The sequence below is a fragment of the Kitasatospora sp. NPDC054939 genome (assembly GCF_053610105.1).
Map to the genome: position 1 here is coordinate 17079 of NZ_JBSGXP010000029.1, position 21239 is coordinate 38317.

Consider the following 21239-nt stretch of genomic DNA (forward strand, 5'->3'; position numbering starts at 1 on the left):
CGGGCCGGTTCCGGGCCGGGGCGGGTGGTCGGGGACCGCCGGCCCGGGCCCGGTCCGCGGTTCAGTCCCAGAGCGCGCCGAGGGCGAGGAGTTCGTCGCGGTACTCGATGCGCTCGACCCAGTCGGCGGGCCAGGCGTCGGCCCCGAGGTGGGCGCCGGCGAAGGCGCCGGCCAGGCAGGCGATGGAGTCGGAGTCGCCGGAGGAGTAGGCGCCGCGGCGGACGGCGGCGACCGGGTCCTCGGGCAGCAGCAGGAAGCAGAGCAGGCCGGTGGCGAGGGCCTCCTCGGCGATCCAGCCCTCGCCGGTGGCCAGGCAGGGGTCGGTCTCGACGTCCCCGGCGGCGACCGCCCGGTCGACCCGGTCGAGGACGGCCAGGCACTCGTCCCAGCCGCGGGTGATGAAGTGCTCGGGGGAGGGGTCGTGGGCCTGCGCGGCGAGGTCGCCGAGCCAGTACGCGTCGTAGCGGCCGCGGTTGGCCAGCGCGTACGCCCGCAGGACGGCGGTCAGGCCGGCGGGCGGCAGGCCCTCGGCGAGCTTGCGGACGGCGTACGCGGTGAGGTCGCTGGCGGCGAGCGCGGTGGGGTGGCCGTGGGTGAGCCCGGACTGCAGCTGGGCGGCACCGGCGAGGGTGCGGGCGTCCAGGTCGCGGATCAGGCCGATCGGGGCGACCCGCATGTTGGCCCCGCAGCCCTTGGAGCCGAGGTCGCTGGCGTCCTGCCAGCGGCGGTCGGCGGTGCTGAGCCGCTGGCAGGCGCGCATGCAGGTGCCGCCGGGGGCGCGGTTGTTCTCCGGGGAGCGCCACCAGTCGACGAACTCCTCGCGCACCGGCCGCTCCAGGCGCAGCGGGGTGAGCGGCCCGCGCTCCAGGGCGGTGCGCAGGCCGCGGCCGAGGGCGAGGGTCATCTGGGTGTCGTCGGTGACCATGGCCTTCGCCGGCAGCGGCAGGTGCCGCCAGTCCGGGTGGCTCGACGCGATCGTCTCGACCGTGCTGAACTCGGTGAGCCGCCCGAGGGCGTCCCCGATCGCCAGCCCCAGCAGTGCTCCGGTCGCCTTGCCCATGTGGCCCCTCCCCCGTGGTCCGTCGTGCGGATCCCGTGTCTAGACTCTGCCCGGCCGATCCTGCCGGGCGCCGACAGGACCGACCGGACAGAGCCTAGATTTCGACCAGCAGTTCTTCGAGCCCGCGGATGACGTAGCCGGGCTGCCAGGCGGGCTCGCGGACCAGCCGCAGGCCGGGGGCCCGGCGCAGCAGCGCCCCGTAGGACTCGGTGAGCTCAAGTCTGGCAAGCGGAGCGCCGAGACAGAAGTGGATTCCGGCGCCGAAGGTGATGTGCGGGTTGTCGGTGCGGCCGAGGTCGAGCCGGTCGGGGTCGGCGAAGCGGGCGGGGTCGCGGTTGGCGGAGCCGAAGAGCAGGGCGATCTCGGAGCCGCGCGGGATCGTGGTGCCGCGGACCTCGATGTCCTCCAGCACCCAGCGCTCGAACATCTGCAGCGGGGTGTCCCAGCGCATCAGCTCCTCGACGGCGGTGGGCAGCAGGTCGTCCACCGCGCCGCGCAGCCGGGCGAGTTCGCCGGGGTTGCGGAAGAGCGCCCACCAGCCGTTGCCGGTGGTGTTGACGGTCGCCTCGTGGCCGGCGTTGAGCAGCAGCACGCAGGTGGAGACGAGTTCCTGCTCGCTGAGCGCGTCGGAGCCGTCCTGCGCCTGGATCAGCGCGCTGATGAGGTCGTCGCCGGGGTCGGCGCGGCGTTCGCGGATCAGGGCGCGCAGGTAGTCGGAGAACTCGGTGCTCGCGGTGACGGCCCGGCGGGCGGCCTCCTCGGTCGGGTTGAGCTCGAACATGCCGGTGATGTCGGCGGACCACGGCCGCAGCAGGTGCCGGTCGGCCTCCGGGACGCCGAGCATCTCGGCGATGACGGCGACCGGCAGCGGCTCGGCGACGGCGGCGATCAGGTCGCCGCCGCCGTCGGCGAGCAGCCGGTCGACGAGTTCGCCGGCCGTCCGGCGCACGGTGGGCCGCAGCCCCTCGACCATGCGCGGGGTGAAGGCCTTGGAGACCAGCCGGCGGATCCGGGTGTGGTCGGGGGCCTCCAGGTCGAGCAGCCCGTTGTCGTTGAGGGTGTGGAACGGTTCGTGCGCCGGGTCGGGCGCGGGCCGGCCGAACTCCTCGTGGCTGAAGCGGTGGGTGTAGGTGCGGCCCAGCCGGCGGTCCCGCAGCAGCGCGCTGACGTCCTCGTGGCGGGAGACCAGCCACTGGCCGGTCGGCTCGAAGTACGTCACGGGGGCGTGTGCGCGCAGTTCGGCGTACGCGTCGTAGGGGTGGGCCACGAACGCCGCGGACCAGGGGTCGAACTTCGCCGTCGTCATCGGTCGATCACTCCAGCCGTGAGGGGGGTAGCCGGATGATCATCGTACGCAGACGGCCCGTTCGGTCCAGAGCCCGCCGGGGGGGGCTACTCCCCCGACGGCAGGCCGGCGTCCCCGCGCAGCCGCCGGACCAGTGCCGGCAGCGCCCGGGAGATCGGCTCCCGGATCACCTCGGCCGCGGCCTCGTCGAAGGGCGTCGGCTCGCCGTTCATCACGATCAGCCGGGCACCGCTCTTCACCGCGTTGTACGGCAGCGCGGCGACCGGGAAGACCTGGAGGCTGGTGCCGACGGCGACGAACAGGTCGCAGGCCCGGGCGATGGAGTCGGCCTGCTGCAGCACCACCGGGTCGAGGGATTCGCCGAACATCACGGTGCAGGGCCGCAGCACGCCGCCGCAGGCCGTGCAGGCGGGGTCCGTCTCGCCGGCCTCCACCCGCTCCAGCGCCTGTCCCATGGGGCCGCGCACGCCGCAGTCCTGGCACTTCACCTCGCGGGCGGTGCCGTGCAGTTCGAGCACCTTGCGGGCGGGCAGCCCGGCCCGCTGGTGCAGCCCGTCGACGTTCTGGGTGAGCACCCGTACCGGCAGTCCGGAGCGCTCCAGTTCGACCAGGGCCCGGTGGCCGTCGTTGGGTTCGGCGGCGAGTGCGCCGACCTCGCGGCGCATCCGCCAGGACCGCCGGCGGACCTCCGGATCCGCCAGGTAGGGGCCGATGGTGACGAGCTGTTGGGCGTCCGGGTCGCGCTGCCAGAGGCCCTGCGGGCCGCGGTAGTCGGGGATGCCGGAGTCGGTGGAGATCCCGGCGCCGGTGAGGACGGCGATCAGCGGGCGCTTGGCGGTCATGCCCCGGACGGTACGGCCCGCCCGCCCGGCGCGCCACCGGAAATCGCGGCGGCCCGGGGCGGCGGTCTCAGCCCTCGCCGGCCACCACCGCGCCCGCCTCGTAGGCGAAGACCACCGCGTGCACCCGGTCCCGCAGGCCCAGCTTGCTCAGGACGTTGCTGACGTGTGTCTTCACCGTGTGCTCGCTCACCGTGAGTTCGGTGGCGATCTCCGCGTTGGAGAGTCCGCGGGCCAGCAGCCGCAGGGTCTCCTGCTCGCGCCCGGTCAGCACCTCCAGCAGCCGGGAGGGCGCCCGGACGGCCTGGGCCGACTGCGCGTCCCCGCCCGGGCGGCGGGCCGCGAACTCCCCGATCAGCCGGCGGGTCACCGAGGGCGCCAGCAGCGCCTCCCCGGAGGCCACCATCCGGACGCCGTGCGCCAGGTCGTCCCGGCGGACGTCCTTGAGCAGGAAGCCGCTCGCCCCGGCGTACAGCGCGTCGAAGACGTAGTCGTCGATGTCGAAGGTGGTCAGCATGATCACCCTGGTCGACGGGGACTCGGCGCAGACCCGCCGGGCGGCCTCCAGCCCGTCCATCACCGGCATCCGGACGTCCAGCAGCAGCACGTCCGGGCCGTGCGCGCGGACCGCCTCGACCGCCTCGGCGCCGTTGGACGCCTCCGCGACCACCTCGATGTCCGGCTGCGCGTCCAGGATCATGCTGAACCCGGCCCGCACCAGCTCCTGGTCGTCGGCGACGACCACCCGTATCACGCTCATCCGCCCACCTTCTCCAACTCGCCCGCGCCCAGCGGCAGCCGGGCGTTCACCAGGAACCCGCTGCCGTCCGCCCCGGGCCCCGCCTCGGCCCGTCCGCCGACCGCCGCGGCGCGCTCCCGGATGCCGACCAGGCCCCGTCCGCCGGACCAGTCGCTCACCGCGCGCTCGGGCCGGCGCCGCACCCCGTGCCCGTTGTCCGACACCACGACCTCCAGCACCTCGCCCGCGCGGACCACCCGCACCTCCACCCGGTCGGCGCTCGCGTGCTTGACGGTGTTGGTCAGCGCCTCCTGCACGATCCGGTAGGCCGCCGCCTCCACCTCGGCGGGCAGCGCCGCGCCGCCCGCCTCCAGTTCGAGTTCCACCCGCATCCCGGCCGCGCGCACCCGCTCGGCCAGCGCCGGGAGTTCCGTCAGCCGGGGCTGCGGGGCCAGCTGCGGGGCCGCGCCCTCCTCCTTCAGGACCCCGAGCACCCGCCGCAGTTGGACCATGGCGTCGCGCCCCGAGTCGGCGATGGTGTCGAAGGTCTTCACGGCGCGGTCCGGGTCGCTGTGCACCACCAGCGGGCCGGCCTCGGCCTGGATCACCATCAGCGAGACGGCGTGCGCGAGGATGTCGTGCATCTCACGGGCGATCCGGGCCCGCTCCTCGGCCACCGCCCGCTGGCCGGCCTCGTCCGCCCGCTCGGCCTCCACCCGGGCCAGTCGGCGCAGTTCGCGCACCAGCGAGCCGAAGACGAAGGCCCCGACGGAGGTGAGGACGGAGAACAGCATCCCGTTGAGCGACCGGGTGCCGACCATGTTGGCGGCCACCAGCACCGCCAGCGCCACCCAGCGCTGCCAGTCCTTGGCCCGGTCCGCCACCGTGTAGGTGGCGATCACCAGGTAGAGCGGCAGCTGCGGCATCGCCGAGTGGGCGACCACCGAGACGACCGCCGACACCCCGCCGCTGAGGGCCATCACCGTCATCGGCGCCCGCTGCCGCCAGGGCAGCGGCGCCGCGGTGCCCAGCGCGAGCAGGTAGACGCCCCACGGGTGGTCCACCACGTCGTGGTACACCACCCAGAGCGAGACGGCCGCCGAGCAGAGCGCCAGCAGGGTGTCCGTCACGTACGGGTTGATCCCGGCGAACCACGTCCGCCAGGCCCGCAGCCATGTGAACCGGTCCACGTCCACCCCTCCCCGGTAGCCGGGGAGCCCTCCCCCGCGGAGAAGATCATGCCCTACCGGCAGGACCGCGGGGACGGGTCGATCAGCCACCCGTGACCGTCACCCGGCCGGTCTCGGCCCGCGCCGAGATGCTCCGCGAGGACCCGTCGTTGCGGGGCACGTCCACCTTCTCGCCGCCGGTCGCGGCGTTGGCGTCGACCTTGTACGACTCGCCGGACGGCACCTTCACCTGGACGTCGCCGGTCTCGGCCTTGGCGACCACGCTGACCGGGCTCGCCTTGAACGCCACGTTGATGCCGCCGGTGCCGGTGGTGACCTCGGCCTTCTGCGAGCCCAGGTCGGTGCCCTCGACCACCCCGGTGCCGGTCTTCACCGCCACCTCGCCGGCCAGCCCGACCAGCTTCACGTCGCCGGTGCCGGTCTTCACCGCCACCTTCGTCCCGGCCGGGACGGTCACCTCGTACGCGACCCCGCAGTCCTTGCAGTCGGGGTAGGTCAGGGTCAGCGTGCCGTCCTTCACCGCGTGGGTGGTCTTCGGCGCCTCGCCCTTGTAGGTCTTCTTCTCGACGACCTGGACGTCCCCGCCCGCCTTGACCACGACCGGGCCCGTCCGCCCCTCGACCACCAGCGCACTGACCGCCTCGGACACGCCGTAGCGGTCGACCTTCTCCTGGTCGGCGTCCTCCCCGACACAGGCCGCCGTCCCCAGCAGCACCGTTCCGGTGATCGCCAGCGCACCCAGTACCCGCTTCATCTCCCGACCCCTTCGCACTCGGTTTCCGTTACCGAAACCATCCCGCACGAGGGCCCTCCCCCGCCTCGCCCGCCCGGCCCATTCCTCGGCCTCCCCCGCACGGGCGAGGAATCGCCGGAAACGCCGCAGGGCGGTCACCCCGTGGAGGGTGACCGCCCTGCGATCAATGCCCGTGGCCGGGCGGTGACGCGACTCAGCCGGTGTACGGACCGTAGTCGTAGTCGTCCAGCGGGACCGCCTGGCCGGAGCCGGCGCCGAAGGGCGACAGGTCGTAGTCGTCGTAGCCGACGGCCGAGTACATCGCGGCCTTGGCCTCCTCGGTCGGCTCGACCCGGATGTTGCGGTAGCGGGGCAGACCCGTACCGGCCGGGATGAGCTTACCGAGGATGACGTTCTCCTTGAGGCCCAGCAGCGGGTCCGACTTGGCGTGGATCGCCGCGTCGGTGAGGACCCGGGTCGTCTCCTGGAAGGAGGCGGCCGACAGCCAGGACTCGGTGGCCAGCGAGGCCTTGGTGATACCCATCAGCTGCGGACGGCCGGAGGCGGGGTGACCGCCCTCGGAGACCACGCGACGGTTCTCCTGCTCGAAGCGGCCGCGCTCGACGAGCTCGCCCGGGAGCAGCTCGGCGTCGCCCGACTCGATGATCGTCACGCGGCGGAGCATCTGCCGGATGATGATCTCGATGTGCTTGTCGTGGATCGACACACCCTGCGAGTTGTAGACCTTCTGGACCTCGGCGACCAGGTGGACCTGGACGGCGCGCTGGCCCATGATCCGCAGCACGTCGTGCGGGTTGGTGGCACCCATGGTCAGCTTCTGGCCGACCTCGACCGCCTCGCCCTCGCTGACGAGCAGCTTCACACGCTTCGAGACCGGGTAGGCGATCTCGTCGGTGCCGTCGTCCGGCGTGACGACCAGCTTGCGGGTCTTCTCGGTGTCCTCGATGCGGACCCGGCCCTGCGCCTCCGAGATCGGGGCCACACCCTTGGGGGTACGGGCCTCGAAGAGCTCGACGACACGCGGCAGACCCTGGGTGATGTCGTCACCGGCCACACCACCGGTGTGGAAGGTACGCATCGTCAGCTGGGTACCGGGCTCACCGATGGACTGGGCGGCGATGATGCCGACCGCCTCACCGATGTCGACCAGCTTGCCGGTGGCCAGCGAGCGCCCGTAGCACATGGCGCAGGTGCCGACGGCCGACTCGCAGGTCAGGATCGAGCGGGTCTTGACCTCGCCGACGCCGTGGCGGATCAGCTCGTCGATCAGCACGTCACCGAGGTCGGTGTTCGCGGTGGCGAGGAGCTTGCCGTCGACGGTGATGTCCTCGGCGAGCATGCGGGCGTAGACGCTGGTCTCGACGTCGTCGGCCTTGCGCAGCACGCCGTCCGCGCCGACCGAGCCGATCGACAGCTTCAGGCCGCGCTCGGTCCGGCAGTCCTCCTCGCGGATGATGACGTCCTGGGAGACGTCGACCAGACGACGGGTGAGGTAGCCGGAGTCGGCGGTGCGGAGCGCGGTGTCGGCCAGACCCTTACGGGCACCGTGGGTGGAGATGAAGTACTCCAGCACGGACAGGCCCTCGCGGAAGGACGCCTTGATGGGACGCGGGATCGTCTCGTTCTTGGCGTTCGACACCAGACCACGCATACCGGCGATCTGGCGCATCTGCATCATGTTTCCACGGGCGCCCGAGTCGACCATCATGAAGATGGGGTTCGTCTTCGGGAAGTTCGCGGCCATGGCGTCCGCGACCTCGTTGGTCGCCTGGGTCCAGATGCCGACGAGCTCCTGCTTGCGCTCGTCGTTGGTGATCAGACCGCGCTCGTACTGCTTCTGGACCTTCTCCGCCTTCGCCTCGAAGCCCTCCAGGATCTGGGGCTTGCTCGGCGGGACGATGACGTCCGAGATCGAGACGGTGACACCCGAACGGGTCGACCAGTGGAAGCCGGCCGCCTTCAGGTTGTCCAGGGTCGCCGCGACGACGACCTTGGGGTAGCGCTCGGCCAGGTCGTTGACGATCGCGGAGAGCTGCTTCTTGCCCACCTCGTAGTCGACGAACGGGTAGTCCTCGGGCAGCAGCTCGTTGAAGAGCGCACGGCCCAGGGTGGTGGTCAGACGGAAGGACTCGCCCTCGGTCCAGTACGTGCCCTCGCCGCCGTCGGGGTCGACCGGCGGGGTCCAGCCGCGCGGCGGGACGGTGCCGACCGGCAGCCGCAGCTCGATCGGGGCCTGGACGGCCAGCTCGCGGGCGTCGAAGGCCATGATCGCCTCGGCGGTCGACGAGAAGGAGCGGCCGGCGCCCTTCACGTCCTCGCGGTCCGAGGTGAGGAAGAACAGGCCCAGCACCATGTCCTGGGTCGGCATGGTGACGGGGCGACCGTCGGCCGGCTTCAGGATGTTGTTCGAGGACAGCATCAGGATGCGGGCCTCGGCCTGCGCCTCCGCGGAGAGCGGCAGGTGGACGGCCATCTGGTCACCGTCGAAGTCCGCGTTGAACGCGGTGCAGACGAGCGGGTGGATCTGGATGGCCTTGCCCTCGACCAGCTGCGGCTCGAAGGCCTGGATGCCGAGGCGGTGCAGGGTGGGCGCACGGTTCAGCAGGACGGGGTGCTCGGCGATGACCTCTTCGAGGACGTCCCACACGACCGGGCGGGCGCGCTCGACCATGCGCTTGGCCGACTTGATGTTCTGCGCGTGGTTCAGGTCGACCAGGCGCTTCATCACGAACGGCTTGAAGAGCTCCAGCGCCATGGCCTTGGGCAGACCGCACTGGTGCAGCTTGAGCTGCGGGCCGACGACGATGACCGAACGGGCCGAGTAGTCGACGCGCTTGCCGAGCAGGTTCTGGCGGAAACGACCCTGCTTGCCCTTCAGCATGTCGCTGAGGGACTTCAGCGGGCGGTTGCCCGGGCCGGTGACCGGACGGCCGCGGCGGCCGTTGTCGAACAGCGCGTCGACGGCCTCCTGCAGCATGCGCTTCTCGTTGTTCACGATGATCTCGGGGGCACCGAGGTCGAGAAGGCGCTTCAGGCGGTTGTTGCGGTTGATGACGCGGCGGTACAGGTCGTTCAGGTCGGAGGTCGCGAAGCGGCCACCGTCCAGCTGCACCATCGGACGCAGGTCCGGCGGGATGACCGGGACGCAGTCCAGCACCATGCCGTTGGGCTTGTTGGTGGTCTGCAGGAACGCGGAGACGACCTTGAGGCGCTTGAGCGCACGGGTCTTCTTCTGGCCCTTGCCGGTGCGGATGATCTCGCGCAGGCGCTCGGACTCCTCCGCCAGGTCGAAGGTCTCCAGGCGGTCCTTGAGGGCCGCCGCGCCCATCGAGCCGGAGAAGTAGGTGCCGAAGCGGTCGCGCAGCTCGCGGTAGAGCAGCTCGTCGCCCTCCAGGTCCTGGACCTTGAGGTTCTTGAAGCGGGCCCACACCTCGTCGAGGCGGTCGAGCTCGCGCTGCGCGCGGTCGCGCAGCTGCTTCATCTCGCGCTCGGCGCCCTCGCGCACCTTGCGGCGCACGTCGGCCTTGGCGCCCTCGGCCTCCAGCTCGGCCAGGTCGGTCTCGGCCTTCTTGGCGCGGGCTTCGAGGTCCGCGTCGCGGCGGTTCTCGATCTGCTGGCGCTCGACGGAGACGTGCGCCTCCAGGGACGGCAGGTCGCGCTGGCGGCGCTCGTCGTCGACCCAGGTGATCATGTAGGCGGCGAAGTAGATGACCTTTTCGAGGTCCTTCGGCGCCAGGTCGAGCAGGTAGCCCAGACGGGACGGCACGCCCTTGAAGTACCAGATGTGGGTGACCGGGGCGGCCAGCTCGATGTGGCCCATCCGCTCACGGCGCACCTTGGCGCGGGTCACCTCGACGCCGCAGCGCTCACAGATGATGCCCTTGAAGCGGACGCGCTTGTACTTGCCGCAGTAGCACTCCCAGTCCCGGGTCGGACCGAAGATCTTCTCGCAGAAGAGTCCGTCCTTTTCGGGCTTCAGGGTGCGGTAGTTGATGGTCTCCGGCTTCTTGACCTCGCCGTGCGACCACTGGCGGATGTCGTCGGCGGTGGCCAGGCCGATGCGGAGCTCGTCGAAGAAGTTGACGTCAAGCACTGGTCGTCAAGCCCTCTTTCGTAAGTCGAGAGTCGTTCGTTTGGTCTGAGGGGGGCCTGGGGGCGGGCCGGCTCCCGGCGAGGGAGCCGGCCCCACCTCCGTCAGACCTCTTCGACGCTGCTCGGCTCGCGCCGGGACAGGTCGATGCCGAGCTCCTCGGCAGCGCGGAACACGTCCTCGTCGGAGTCCCGCATCTCGATGGACTGGCCGTCCGAGGACAGCACCTCCACATTGAGGCAGAGCGACTGCATTTCCTTGATGAGGACCTTGAAGGACTCGGGAATGCCGGGCTCGGGGATGTTCTCGCCCTTGACGATCGCCTCGTACACCTTCACGCGGCCGAGGACGTCGTCGGACTTGATGGTGAGCAGCTCCTGCAGCGCGTAGGCCGCGCCGTACGCCTCAAGGGCCCACACCTCCATCTCACCGAAGCGCTGACCACCGAACTGCGCCTTACCACCGAGCGGCTGCTGGGTGATCATCGAGTACGGGCCGGTCGAACGGGCGTGCAGCTTGTCGTCGACCAGGTGGTGCAGCTTGAGGATGTACATGTAGCCGACCGAGATCGGCATCGGGAACGGCTCGCCGGAGCGGCCGTCGTACAGCCGGGCCTTGCCGGTGGAGTTCACCAGGCGCTCACCGTCACGGGTGAGGGTGGTGTGGTCCAGCAGACCGGTGATCTCGTCCTCGCGGGCGCCGTCGAAGACCGGGGTGGCGAGGTTGGTGCCGCCCTCGACCGTGTCGGCGCCGATCGCCTGGAGGCGCTGGGCCCACTCGTCCGCGAGGCCGGAGACGTCCCAGCCCTGCTGGGCGAGCCAGCCGAGGTGGATCTCCAGGACCTGTCCCGGGTTCATTCGGGACGGGACACCCAGCGGGTTCAGGATGATGTCGACCGGGGTGCCGTCCTCCAGGAACGGCATGTCCTCGACCGGCAGGATCTTGGAGATGACACCCTTGTTGCCGTGGCGGCCGGCGAGCTTGTCACCGTTGGTGATCTTGCGCTTCTGGGCGACGTAGACGCGGACCAGCTGGTTGACGCCGGGGGGGAGCTCGTCGCCCTCCTCGCGGTCGAACACGCGCACGCCGATGACCTTGCCGGACTCACCGTGCGGGACCTTCAGCGAGGTGTCGCGGACCTCACGGGCCTTCTCGCCGAAGATCGCGCGGAGCAGGCGCTCCTCCGGGGTCAGCTCGGTCTCACCCTTGGGGGTGACCTTGCCGACCAGGATGTCGCCGGTGACGACGTCGGCGCCGATGCGGATGATGCCGCGCTCGTCGAGGTCGGCGAGGACCTCCTCGGAGACGTTCGGGATGTCCCGGGTGATCTCCTCGGGGCCGAGCTTGGTGTCACGGGCGTCGACCTCGTGCTCCTCGATGTGGATCGAGGAGAGGACGTCGTCCTGCACGAGGCGCTGCGACAGGATGATCGCGTCCTCGTAGTTGTGGCCCTCCCACGACATGAACGCCACGAGGAGGTTCTTGCCGAGCGCCATCTCGCCCTGGTCGGTGCACGGGCCGTCGGCCAGCACCTGGCCGGCCTCGACCCGGGCGCCCTCGTCCACGAGCACCTTCTGGTTGAAGGCGGTGCCCTGGTTGGAGCGGGTGAACTTGGCGGCGCGGTACGTGGTGTACGTGCCGTCGTCGTTGGCCACGGTGACGTAGTCGGCGGAGACCTCCTGGACGACACCGGCCTTGTCGGCGGTGATGACGTCCTGGGCGTCCACGGCGCAGCGGTACTCCATGCCCGTACCGACCAGCGGGGCCTCGCTCTTCAGCAGCGGCACCGCCTGGCGCATCATGTTCGAGCCCATGAGCGCGCGGTTGGCGTCGTCGTGCTCCAGGAACGGGATCATGGCGGTCGCGACCGACACCATCTGGCGCGGCGAGACGTCCATGTAGTCGATCTCGGTGCCCGGGATGTAGTCGATCTCGCCGCCGCGGCGGCGGACCAGGACGCGGGGCTCCGCGAAGTGGAGGTCGTTCGTCAGCGGGGCGTTGGCCTGCGCGATGACGTAGCGGTCCTCCTCGTCGGCGGTGAGGTAGTCGACCTTCTCGGTGACGACGCCGTCGACGACCTTGCGGTACGGGGTCTCGATGAAGCCGAAGGCGTTGACCCGGCCGTACGAGGCGAGCGACCCGATCAGACCGATGTTCGGGCCTTCGGGGGTCTCGATCGGACACATGCGCCCGTAGTGCGAGGGGTGCACGTCACGGACCTCGAAGCCGGCGCGCTCACGGGAGAGACCGCCGGGGCCGAGGGCGGACAGACGGCGCTTGTGGGTCAGGCCCGACAGCGGGTTCGTCTGGTCCATGAACTGCGACAGCTGGCTGGTGCCGAAGAACTCCTTGATGGAGGCGACGACCGGCCGGATGTTGATCAGGGTCTGCGGCGTGATCGCCTCGACGTCCTGGGTGGTCATGCGCTCGCGCACGACGCGCTCCATACGGGCGAGACCCGTACGGACCTGGTTCTGGATGAGCTCGCCCACGTTGCGCAGGCGGCGGTTGCCGAAGTGGTCGATGTCGTCGACCTCGACCACGATGTCGCGGCCGGAGTCGTCGCGCCACTCGGCCTCGCCGGCGTGCAGCTTGACCAGGTACTTGATCGCGTTGATGATGTCGGGCTCGGTGAGCACACCGGAGTCCAGCGACTCGGCGTTGCCGAGCTTGCGGTTCACCTTGTAGCGGCCGACCTTCGCGAGGTCGTAGCGCTTCGGGTTGAAGTACAGGTTCTCCAGCAGCGTCTGCGCCGCCTCGCGCGTCGGCGGCTCGCCGGGGCGCAGCTTGCGGTAGATGTCGAGCAGCGCGTCGTCCTGGCCCTGGGTGTGGTCCTTCTCCAGGGTGGCGCGCATCGACTCGTACTCGCCGAACTCTTCGAGAATCATCTCGTTGGTCCAGCCGAGCGCCTTGAGCAGCACGGTGACCGACTGCTTGCGCTTGCGGTCGATGCGCACGCCGACCATGTCGCGCTTGTCGATCTCCATCTCCAGCCAGGCACCGCGCGAGGGGATGACCTTGCAGGAGTAGATGTCCTTGTCGGACACCTTGTCCAGGGTGGAGTCGAAGTACACGCCCGGCGAGCGGACGAGCTGCGAGACGACGACACGCTCGGTGCCGTTGATGATGAACGTGCCCTTGTTCGTCATGAGCGGGAAGTCGCCCATGAAGACCGTCTGGGACTTGATCTCACCGGTCTCGTTGTTGGTGAACTCGGCCGTGACGAAGAGCGGGGCGGCGAACGTGAAGTCGCGGTCCTTGCACTCGTCAATGGAGTTCTTCGGCGGCTCGAAACGGTGGTCGCGGAAGGTCAGCGACATCGACCCACTGAAGTCCTCGATCGGGGAGATCTCCTCGAAGATCTCCTCCAGACCGGACTTCGTGGGGACGTCCAGACCGTTGTCCAGCGCCTCCTCGACCCGGGACTTCCAGGCCGCATTGCCGAGCAGCCAGTCAAAGCTCTCGGTCTGCAGGGCGAGGAGGTTCGGGACCTCAAGGGGCTCCTTGATCTTCGCGAACGAGACGCGGAGCGGGGCGGTGGATGCGGCGGAATTGTTCGAGGCGTTGCGCGGCGCGGCCAAGAGGGGGGTCCTTCCGAGGGCTCGGAGCTCACTACGCGCGTACCAGCCGGGGCCTTGAAGAGGGAGAGTTCCCAGCTCAGGGCAGTGCACGCTCCGGGCGACGAGTCACGGAGCAGCTAACAGGCAGCGCAAAGGGACAGTGTAGCCAAAAGGCACACTGCTGTCCAGCTCTGATTCGGAGACCGAATCGGAGACTCCTCCCGGTAGCCGGGAGGCGCGGACGCTCCCCGGGTACTGCACTGGTACCGCACCGGCCCGGACACTGTCCGGGCCCTGGACTCACGAGGAGTCACTTTCCCTCCGGAGCCGCCGGTTATGCCTCCGGCAGCAGACCAACCGGGCGGGCTCGCCTTGAGAATCGCGCGCCGCGCCTGGTTCGTCAAGGGCCCGCCTCCGGTGCGGGCCTCGACCTGTCTATCGGGCGAGCACCCCCGGACGTTACAGAACCCGTGGTGGGAGGCGCTCCCGACGACAGCGATCACCATACCGGTCCGAACCGACAGTGCCGAGTGCCCTGTGGGCCACACCGGTGGTTCCCGGTCGCCCCGCGCGCCCGCGCCGGCCCGTCCGAACCCGGGATCGCCCAGGGGCGGGGCCCGGGAAGCGCAAACGCCGGACCCGGGAAACGCAGAGGCCGGGCCGACCACCCGCAAGGGTGATCGGCCCGGCCTCGGAGCTCCCGCCCCTCGGAGGGGGCGTGGGGGCGCCTCCCGGCCGCTAGGGCCGGGGGAGAGTCACTTGACGGTGACCTTGGCGCCGGCGGCCTCAAGGGCAGCCTTGGCCTTCTCGGCAACGTCCTTGGCAACCTTCTCCAGGACCTTGGCACCAGCGGTGTCAACGAGGTCCTTGGCCTCCTTCAGGCCGAGGGAGGTCAGGGTGCGCACCTCCTTGATGACCTGGATCTTCTTGTCGCCGGCACCCTCGAGGATGACGTCGAACTCGTCCTGCTCCTCGACGGCCTCGGCGGCCGGGCCGGCGACACCGGCGGCGGCAACGGCGACCGGGGCGGCAGCGGTGACGTCGAACTTGTCCTCGAAGGCCTTCACGAAGGCAGCGAGCTCGATGAGGGTGAGCTCCTCGAACTGCGCGAGCAGCTCGTCCTGGGTCAGCTTCGCCATGATGGCGTCCTTCCACTAAATCGGCAGGTGGTGCCGTATGTACGGGTTGGGCGGGCACGGGCCCGCAGCGAGGCGTGAGCCTGCGGAATTACTCCGCGGCCTCGTCCTCGGCGGCGGGAGCCGGCGTACCGGCACCGCCCTGCTCGACCTTGTCGCGCAGCGCGTCCACAGTGCGGACGAGCTTCGACGGCAGGGCCTGGAAGAGCGCGGCAGCCTGGGACTGCTTGGCCTTCAGGGCACCCGCCAGCTTGGCGAGCAGCACCTCGCGGGACTCGAGGTCCGCGAGCTTCTTGATGTCATCGGCGGACAGCGCCTTGCCATCAAGGACACCGCCCTTGATGATCAGAGCGGGGTTGTCCTTGGCGAAGTCACGCAGAGCCTTCGCCGACTCCACCGGGTCACCGGTGACGAAGGCAACAGCCGTCGGACCGGTGAACTGGTCGTCGAGCTCCGTGATCCCGGCCTCGTTGGCAGCGATCTTGGTCAGCGTGTTCTTCACCACGGCGTACTGGGCGTTGTCGCCCAGCGAGCGACGCAGGGTCTTGACCTGCTTCACCGTCAGACCGCGGTACTCGGTCAGCACGGCCGCGTTCGAGGCGCGGAACTTGTCCGCGATCTCGGCGACGGCAGAAGCCTTGTCGGGCCTAGCCATAGGCTTACGCCTCCTTCCGTGATGTCGAAGTCGGGCCGACCGCGAAAGTCGACCATCGTTGCCTCGGACCGACCGGCGGCCTGGGAAGGAAAGCTCCTGCAGAAAAGCAGATGAGCCCCGGTGCGCAGGCGCACGGGGCTCGGGAGGACCTCGACGGACGGGCGGCATCACGCGGAAGCCACCCGGACCCGGAAGTCCAAGCTCCAGACAAACCTGCGCGGGCTGCTGCGACGGGTCGCAGATCCTTCGGCCCCGTACTCCCTTGCGGGCGTACGGCGACAACCAGCGGTCTTTGGCTCGGCAACTGTAACCGCAGGGGGAAAGCCCGTGCAAATCGTCCCGTTCACCGCTCCAGCGGGGAGGTGCTGCGGGTCCCGGTGTCCACCGTGTCCGCCTCGGCCGGGGCCTGGGCGGAGAGCGCTCCGGCGTAGTCGGAGTACAGCACGGTGTCGTCGGTCCGGCCGGACTCCCCGCTGCCGGTGCGGTGCACCTTGACCAGCTGGTCCTTGTCGTTGAGCCAGAGGTCCAGGGTCAGCACGGCCGAACCGCCGGGGGTGAGCGCCGCCCGCAGGCCCTCCCGGCGGGCCGGGGACAGCTGGGTCTGCGCGGCGGCGTACCGGTCGGCGTTGGTGGTGACCCGGTAGTGCTCGACCTCGGTGTCGTCCAACTGCTCCTCGCCGAGGTGCACCGGGGCGACCCCCTCGGCGGTGGCGGCGGCGAGCACCGACACCGGGCTGATCAGGTCGATCAGCCCGGCGTACGGGATCTCCCGGTGGCCGTCGGCGGCCGGCGCCCCGCTGAACCGCTCCCAGTGCCGGCCGCCGTGCCGGGCCGCGGTGCCCGCGTCGCCGCCCTGGTAGGCCACCGTGTCGACGACGATCAGCTGCTCGGCCCCGGCCGGGGTGGTCCGCTTCACCTGGAGCGCCGTCTTCGGCGCCCAGAACAGCGGGCCGGCCCCGGCGTCGGCGCCCAGCCGGTAGTTCACCTTGGCCCGGCGGGCGGTCTGCGCGGCGATCTGCGCGGAGAGCAGGACGCCGTGCGGCGAGCGGTCGGTGGGCTTGGCCTGGGTGGGCCGGGTGGTGGTGGGCCGGGCCGGGCCGCTCGGGGAGGCGGTGCCGCTCGCCGACGGGGAGCCGGACGCGGCCGGGCCGGCGTCACCGCCGCCGCAGGCCGCCAGGCCGGCCGCCAGCAGCACGCCGGCCGACAGGACCGCCGTCCGCCGCCACGCCGCCATCGCTTCCCCACTTCCCCTGGTCCCGGTCACCACGGACCGCCCGCTTCGTGCGGCCCTGCTCCGAGCCACCTTGCCACCCGCGCCGGGGTCAGCTCGCGCCGCCCCCCTGCGCCTGCTTCAGCAGCTCGGTGATCTCCACCGAGTCGGACGCGGCCGGCTCGACGGTGTCGACCTTGGTGCCGTAGTCGGAGTAGTCGACGGTGACCTTGACCGGACCGTTGGCGGTCTCGGCCTTCTCCAGCCGCCGGACCAGCAGCTGGGTCTCGGTGTCGATCCACACCTCGACGTGCTCGGTGGTGATCCCGGCCGTCTGGAACTGGTCCTTGATGTCCTTGATCTGCTGGTGGTCCAGGCCGCGCGAGGTCGCGGTGGCGAGGTCGTCCGCGGTGAGCTCGCCGCTGTAGTGGGTGGCCCGGGTGCCGTTCACGGTGACCTCGCCGACCTCGGTGACCTTGCCCGAGGCGATCAGTGCCCGGACGCCGGCCTGCGGGTCGGCGTTGCGGAGCTGGTTCTTCAGCGAGTCGCCGCCGGCGCCGAGGACCTTGCTCAGGTCGTCGTAGCCGTAGCGCAGCCAGTGCCGGCCGTTGAACTCGCTGACCGCCCGGGTGCCCAGCTTCAGGTACATCGCGTCCTTGAGGTAGCGGTACTTCAGCGTGGTGGAGCCGGTCAGCGGGGACATCTGCTTGCCCAGCGGGCTGTCGCCGGCGTCGACGGTCAGCTCGCCCAGCATGCCGTCCTCCCAGGAGATGGCGCCGTTGTAGACCAGCACGCCGTTGGCGCCGATCTCCACCTCCTGCTTGACCTTGGCCGACTTCGCAGCGTTGGTCTTCTCGCCGACCAGCTTCAGGAGGGCGGCCGGGGAGAGCTTGGCCGGCGGGTCGGCCGGGGCCTTCGAGGTGGGCGCCCCGGCCTGCGACGGCGAGGCCGCCGGGGTCTGCGCGGCGGTCGGCGCCGCCTCGGTCTTGTCCTTGTCCCCACCGCAGGCGGTCGCGGTCAGGGCCAGGGCCGCCATCACGACGGCCACGGAGCTCTTGCGGATTCCAGCCATGTCTTCCCCTCCGAGGATGCCCCGGCGCACGCTGCGCCCGGGGCGGTACGGCGACGAGCCGGGGGCTGCGGATCTCGGGTCGTGCCCAGCGGACTCTAACCGAACGCGCTGACGGTCCGGCAGCCGTTTTCCCGGACGGACCGGCCTCACGGCGCCGCGGTCGGCTCCCCCGAGGCCCCCGGGGTCCCCGCCTCCGGTGCGGGCGCGGTGGTGGACGGCGGCGGCTCGGCGGCCGGGGACTGCGGCGCGTTCCCGGCGTCGGAGACGTCCGTCGTCCGCACCACGGTTCCCGCGCTGCCCCGCACCGTCTCCCGCAGCCGCAGCAGCCGATCGCCCGGGGCGACCCAGAAGTCGTACGCGACGGTGGTCACCCCGCGCTGCCGGTAGTGGTCGAGCACGGCGGCCAGCCGGGCGCCGACCAGCCCCTGGTCGGCGCCGAAGTACGCGGCGACCGGCGCCTCGCCCCGGTAGTGCGCCACCGTGGTGCCGGCGAGCTGCTCGCCGCCGAGCGGGGTGAGCTTCCCGGTGAGCCCCATCGCGTGCGCCGGGCCGCCGGGGTTGGAGACCAGCGCGGTCGGCCAGCCGCCCCGGTAGTCGCCCGGGCTGTCCGGGCCGCGCGCGTCCAGCGATTCGACACCGGTCCGCTCGGCGCGCCGCGGCGCGGTCGCACCGCCCTCGTACACCAGCTCGAAGGAACCGTCCCGGCCGGTCAGCCTGGCGGTGCCCCGTTCGTCGGTGAGGGTCAGCTCGGCGGTGTCCTGGGCGCCCCACCGCAGGGTCCCGGCGGCGCTGCGGCGGCCGGCCGGGCCCTCCTCGACGGTCTCGATGCGGGCGCCGCCGACGTCGTCCAGCCGCTGGGCGGCGGACATCAGCACCTGCTTCGGCGGGCGGACGCCGGACCCCGACTCCTTGGGGATCCGGTCGGCGGGCACCGCGAGCAGGCTGCAGGCGGTGGTGCCGGCGAGCAGCAGCAGGGTGGCGGCCAGGGCGGCGGGACGGTGGGCGGTCACGGCACTCCGACGGTCGGCGGGGCGGTCCGGGCGAGCGTACGACGACTCGTTCACGTGTTCCCCACCGGCCCCGGCCCCGGACCGTCCGGGAACGACGACGGGCCCGCACCCCGGAAGGGGGTACGGGCCCGTCGTACGGACTGCTGCTGCGCCCAGGACGCGGCTACCGGTCGGAGCGGGAGGCTCAGACGGCGGCCGGGTCCTCCTCGACCAGGAGGTTGCGGGTGCGGTTCGGGTCCACCAGGACGCCGGGGCCCATGGTGGTGGTGACCGCGGTCTTCTTGATGTAGCGGCCCTTGGCGGCGGACGGCTTGGCGCGGAGCACCTCGTCCAGCGCGGCGGCGTAGTTCTCGACCAGCTGCTCGTCGGAGAAGGAGGCCTTCCCGATGATGAAGTGCAGGTTCGAGTGCTTGTCGACGCGGAACTCGATCTTGCCGCCCTTGATGTCGTTGACAGCCTTGGCGACATCGGGGGTGACGGTGCCGGTCTTCGGGTTCGGCATCAGGCCACGGGGGCCGAGCACGCGGCCGAGGCGGCCGACCTTGCCCATGAGGTCCGGGGTGGCGACGACGGCGTCGAAGTCCAGGCGGCCCTTGGCGACCTCGTCGATGAGCTCGTCGGAGCCGACGATGTCGGCGCCCGCAGCACGCGCGGCCTCGGCACGGTCGCCGGTCGCGAAGACCAGGACCCGGGCGGTCTTACCGGTGCCGTGCGGGAGGATCACGGTGCTGCGGACCATCTGGTCGGCCTTGCGCGGGTCGACGCCCAGACGCATGGCGACCTCGACGGTCGCGTCGAACTTGGTGGTGCTGGTCGCCTTGGCGAGGCGGATGGCCTCGAGGGGGGCGTAAAGGCGCTCGCGGTCGACCTTGGCGTCCGCGGCCTTCAGAGCCTTGCTGCGCTTCACTGCTGCTCCTGAATGGTGATGGAGTCGTGGTATGCACGGGCCGCGCTCGGCCCTACCACTGGGAACGAAAAGAGCTGTCAGCCCTCGACGGTGATGCCCATCGACCGGGCGGTGCCGGCGATGATCTTCTCCGCCGCGTCCAGGTCGTTGGCGTTCAGGTCGGGCATCTTGGTGGTGGCGATCTCGCGGACCTGGGCGCTGGTGAGCTTGGCGACCTTGGTCTTGTGCGGCTCGCTGGAGCCCTTGTCGATACCGGCGGCCTTCAGGATGAGGCGCGCGGCCGGCGGCGTCTTCGTGATGAAGGTGAAGGAGCGGTCGTCGTAGACCGTGATCTCCACCGGCACGATCATGCCGCGCTGCGACTCGGTCGCAGCGTTGTAGGCCTTGCAGAACTCCATGATGTTGACGCCGTGCTGGCCCAGCGCGGGGCCGACCGGCGGAGCCGGGTTGGCCGCACCGGCGTTGATCTGGAGCTTGATAAGCCCCGTGACCTTCTTCTTCTTGGGAGGCATTTCTCTCCGGGTCCTTCCGAGAGGTGATTGCTGGTGCGTGCGGGAACGGGGCGACACCCGGTCGCCAGCACACACATCGGACCAGGCTAACGCGGATGCGCCGCTGGACCAAAACGACTTCGGGGCGGGGCCGCGGCCCCGCCCCGAAGTCGGAGGGCGTACTAGTTCTTCTGGATCTGGTCGAAGGAGAGCTCGACCGGGGTCTCCCGGCCGAAGATCTCCACCAGGCCCTTGACCTTCTTCGAGTCCGGGTTGATCTCGTTGATGGTCGCCTGCAGGGTCGCGAACGGGCCGTCGGTGACGGTGACCGAGTCGCCGACCTCGAAGTCGAGCACCTGGACCTCGACCGGGCGGACCGGCGAGGCCTTGCCGGCCTCCTTGGCGGCCTGGCGCTCGACGTCCGGGGCGAGCATCTTGACGACCTCGTCCAGGGTCAGCGGGTACGGGTCGTAGGCGTTGCCGACGAAGCCGGTGACACCCGGGGTGTTGCGCACGACGCCCCAGGACTCGGGGGTGAGGTCCATGCGCACCAGGACGTAGCCGGGGAGCTTGTTCTGGCGGATGGTCTTGCGGTCGCCGTTCTTGATCTGGACGACCTCCTCCTGCGGCACCTCGGCCTGGAAGATGTACTCCTCGACGTTCAGCGAGACCGCGCGCTGCTCCAGGTTCTGCTTCACCCGGTTCTCGTAGCCGGCGTAGGTGTGGATCACGTACCACTCGCCGGGCATGAAGCGCAGGTCCTCGCGGAACTTGGCGACCGGGTCGACCTCGACCTCGACCTCCGGCTCGGCGACGGCCTCGGCCGCCTCCTCGACGGGCTCCTCGGCCGCCTCCTCGACGGGCTCCTCGTCGGACTCCTCGTGCAGCGCGGCCTCCTCGGCGGGCTCGCCGGCCTCGGCCTCGTCGTACGCCTCGACCTCGTCCTCGTCGCTGTCCGCGGCGTCGACGATCTGCTCGGCGGACTCGACGTCGTCAGCCAGCTCGGCCGCGTCCAGCTCGGCGGCGACATCCGCCTCGCGGACGGTCTCGTCGGCGTCGTACAGGGGGGACTCAGACACGGTGGCTGCTTCTTTCCTGGAGATGGTGAAGGTGGCGCGCTCCGGGACGCTCGGCGCCGCTCCGCTGCCGCGGGCGCGCCGGAATGCGTCTCGGAGACTTCAACAGTACCGAGTCAACGGTAGCGGCCACGTACGTTCGGC

At 70.9% G+C, this 21239-nt stretch carries 16 protein-coding genes; all 16 read right to left on the reverse strand.

Going from position 1 to position 21239, the window contains the following annotated elements:
* Positions 1 to 61: 61 nt before the first annotated feature.
* Positions 62 to 1060: an ADP-ribosylglycohydrolase family protein gene (locus tag ACWGB8_RS11450; RefSeq protein ID WP_452212534.1), complete on the reverse strand. Its 999-nt coding sequence runs from the start codon at positions 1058 to 1060 to the stop codon at positions 62 to 64.
* Between the two features lie 94 nt (positions 1061 to 1154).
* Positions 1155 to 2366 carry a cytochrome P450 gene (locus ACWGB8_RS11455; protein WP_452212536.1) on the reverse strand — a complete coding sequence of 404 codons (1212 nt, stop codon included), beginning with the start codon at positions 2364 to 2366 and terminating at the stop codon, positions 1155 to 1157.
* Between the two features lie 86 nt (positions 2367 to 2452).
* On the reverse strand, positions 2453 to 3208 hold the full coding sequence (locus ACWGB8_RS11460; RefSeq protein ID WP_452212538.1) for an SIR2 family NAD-dependent protein deacylase: 756 nt from the start codon (positions 3206 to 3208) through the stop codon (positions 2453 to 2455).
* Positions 3209 to 3275: 67 nt separating this feature from the next.
* The gene (locus ACWGB8_RS11465; protein ID WP_452212540.1) at positions 3276 to 3965 is read right to left on the reverse strand and encodes a response regulator; all 690 of its coding nucleotides are present in this window, start codon (positions 3963 to 3965) and stop codon (positions 3276 to 3278) included.
* Positions 3962 to 5134: a sensor histidine kinase gene (locus ACWGB8_RS11470; protein WP_452212542.1), complete on the reverse strand. Its 1173-nt coding sequence runs from the start codon at positions 5132 to 5134 to the stop codon at positions 3962 to 3964. Before ACWGB8_RS11470 ends, ACWGB8_RS11465 begins: the two co-directional genes overlap by 4 nt.
* 82 nt (positions 5135 to 5216) lie before the next feature.
* On the reverse strand, positions 5217 to 5888 hold the full coding sequence (locus tag ACWGB8_RS11475) for a DUF4097 family beta strand repeat-containing protein (protein WP_452212544.1): 672 nt from the start codon (positions 5886 to 5888) through the stop codon (positions 5217 to 5219).
* Between the two features lie 193 nt (positions 5889 to 6081).
* Positions 6082 to 9981 (reverse strand): DNA-directed RNA polymerase subunit beta', encoded by a 3900-nt coding sequence (locus tag ACWGB8_RS11480; protein WP_452212545.1) that lies wholly within the window; start codon positions 9979 to 9981, stop codon positions 6082 to 6084.
* A 101-nt stretch (positions 9982 to 10082) separates the two neighbouring features.
* A complete protein-coding gene (gene rpoB, locus ACWGB8_RS11485; RefSeq protein WP_452212547.1) occupies positions 10083 to 13559 on the reverse strand; it encodes a DNA-directed RNA polymerase subunit beta in 3477 nt (1158 codons plus the stop codon).
* Between the two features lie 734 nt (positions 13560 to 14293).
* Positions 14294 to 14677 (reverse strand): 50S ribosomal protein L7/L12, encoded by a 384-nt coding sequence (rplL, locus tag ACWGB8_RS11490; RefSeq protein WP_452212549.1) that lies wholly within the window; start codon positions 14675 to 14677, stop codon positions 14294 to 14296.
* Positions 14678 to 14765: 88 nt separating this feature from the next.
* Positions 14766 to 15329: a 50S ribosomal protein L10 gene (gene rplJ, locus ACWGB8_RS11495; RefSeq protein WP_452212551.1), complete on the reverse strand. Its 564-nt coding sequence runs from the start codon at positions 15327 to 15329 to the stop codon at positions 14766 to 14768.
* Between the two features lie 343 nt (positions 15330 to 15672).
* Positions 15673 to 16563: a hypothetical protein gene (locus ACWGB8_RS11500; protein ID WP_452212552.1), complete on the reverse strand. Its 891-nt coding sequence runs from the start codon at positions 16561 to 16563 to the stop codon at positions 15673 to 15675.
* Positions 16564 to 16651: 88 nt separating this feature from the next.
* On the reverse strand, positions 16652 to 17611 hold the full coding sequence (locus tag ACWGB8_RS11505; RefSeq protein WP_452212554.1) for a hypothetical protein: 960 nt from the start codon (positions 17609 to 17611) through the stop codon (positions 16652 to 16654).
* Positions 17612 to 17757: 146 nt separating this feature from the next.
* Positions 17758 to 18621, reverse strand: coding sequence for a hypothetical protein (locus ACWGB8_RS11510; RefSeq protein WP_452212556.1), 864 nt, complete (start codon positions 18619 to 18621; stop codon positions 17758 to 17760).
* A 184-nt stretch (positions 18622 to 18805) separates the two neighbouring features.
* Positions 18806 to 19528 (reverse strand): 50S ribosomal protein L1, encoded by a 723-nt coding sequence (gene rplA, locus ACWGB8_RS11515; protein ID WP_452212557.1) that lies wholly within the window; start codon positions 19526 to 19528, stop codon positions 18806 to 18808.
* A gap of 77 nt (positions 19529 to 19605) precedes the next feature.
* A complete protein-coding gene (gene rplK, locus ACWGB8_RS11520; RefSeq protein WP_350511356.1) occupies positions 19606 to 20040 on the reverse strand; it encodes a 50S ribosomal protein L11 in 435 nt (144 codons plus the stop codon).
* 161 nt (positions 20041 to 20201) lie between these two features.
* Positions 20202 to 21098 carry a transcription termination/antitermination protein NusG gene (gene nusG / locus ACWGB8_RS11525; RefSeq protein ID WP_452212560.1) on the reverse strand — a complete coding sequence of 299 codons (897 nt, stop codon included), beginning with the start codon at positions 21096 to 21098 and terminating at the stop codon, positions 20202 to 20204.
* Positions 21099 to 21239: the final 141 nt, after the last annotated feature.

Bases quoted from the DNA above. Each gene is read 5' to 3' on its own strand.
- ACWGB8_RS11450 (WP_452212534.1), bottom strand. From the start codon at position 1,060: ATGGGCAAGGCGACCGGAGCACTGCTGGGGCTGGCGATCGGGGACGCC.
- ACWGB8_RS11455 (WP_452212536.1), bottom strand. From the start codon at position 2,366: ATGACGACGGCGAAGTTCGACCCCTGGTCCGCGGCGTTCGTGGCCCAC.
- ACWGB8_RS11460 (WP_452212538.1), bottom strand. From the start codon at position 3,208: ATGACCGCCAAGCGCCCGCTGATCGCCGTCCTCACCGGCGCCGGGATC.
- ACWGB8_RS11465 (WP_452212540.1), bottom strand. From the start codon at position 3,965: ATGAGCGTGATACGGGTGGTCGTCGCCGACGACCAGGAGCTGGTGCGG.
- ACWGB8_RS11475 (WP_452212544.1), bottom strand. From the start codon at position 5,888: ATGAAGCGGGTACTGGGTGCGCTGGCGATCACCGGAACGGTGCTGCTG.
- rplL (WP_452212549.1), bottom strand. From the start codon at position 14,677: ATGGCGAAGCTGACCCAGGACGAGCTGCTCGCGCAGTTCGAGGAGCTC.
- rplJ (WP_452212551.1), bottom strand. From the start codon at position 15,329: ATGGCTAGGCCCGACAAGGCTTCTGCCGTCGCCGAGATCGCGGACAAG.
- ACWGB8_RS11500 (WP_452212552.1), bottom strand. From the start codon at position 16,563: ATGGCGGCGTGGCGGCGGACGGCGGTCCTGTCGGCCGGCGTGCTGCTG.
- ACWGB8_RS11505 (WP_452212554.1), bottom strand. From the start codon at position 17,611: ATGGCTGGAATCCGCAAGAGCTCCGTGGCCGTCGTGATGGCGGCCCTG.
- rplK (WP_350511356.1), bottom strand. From the start codon at position 20,040: ATGCCTCCCAAGAAGAAGAAGGTCACGGGGCTTATCAAGCTCCAGATC.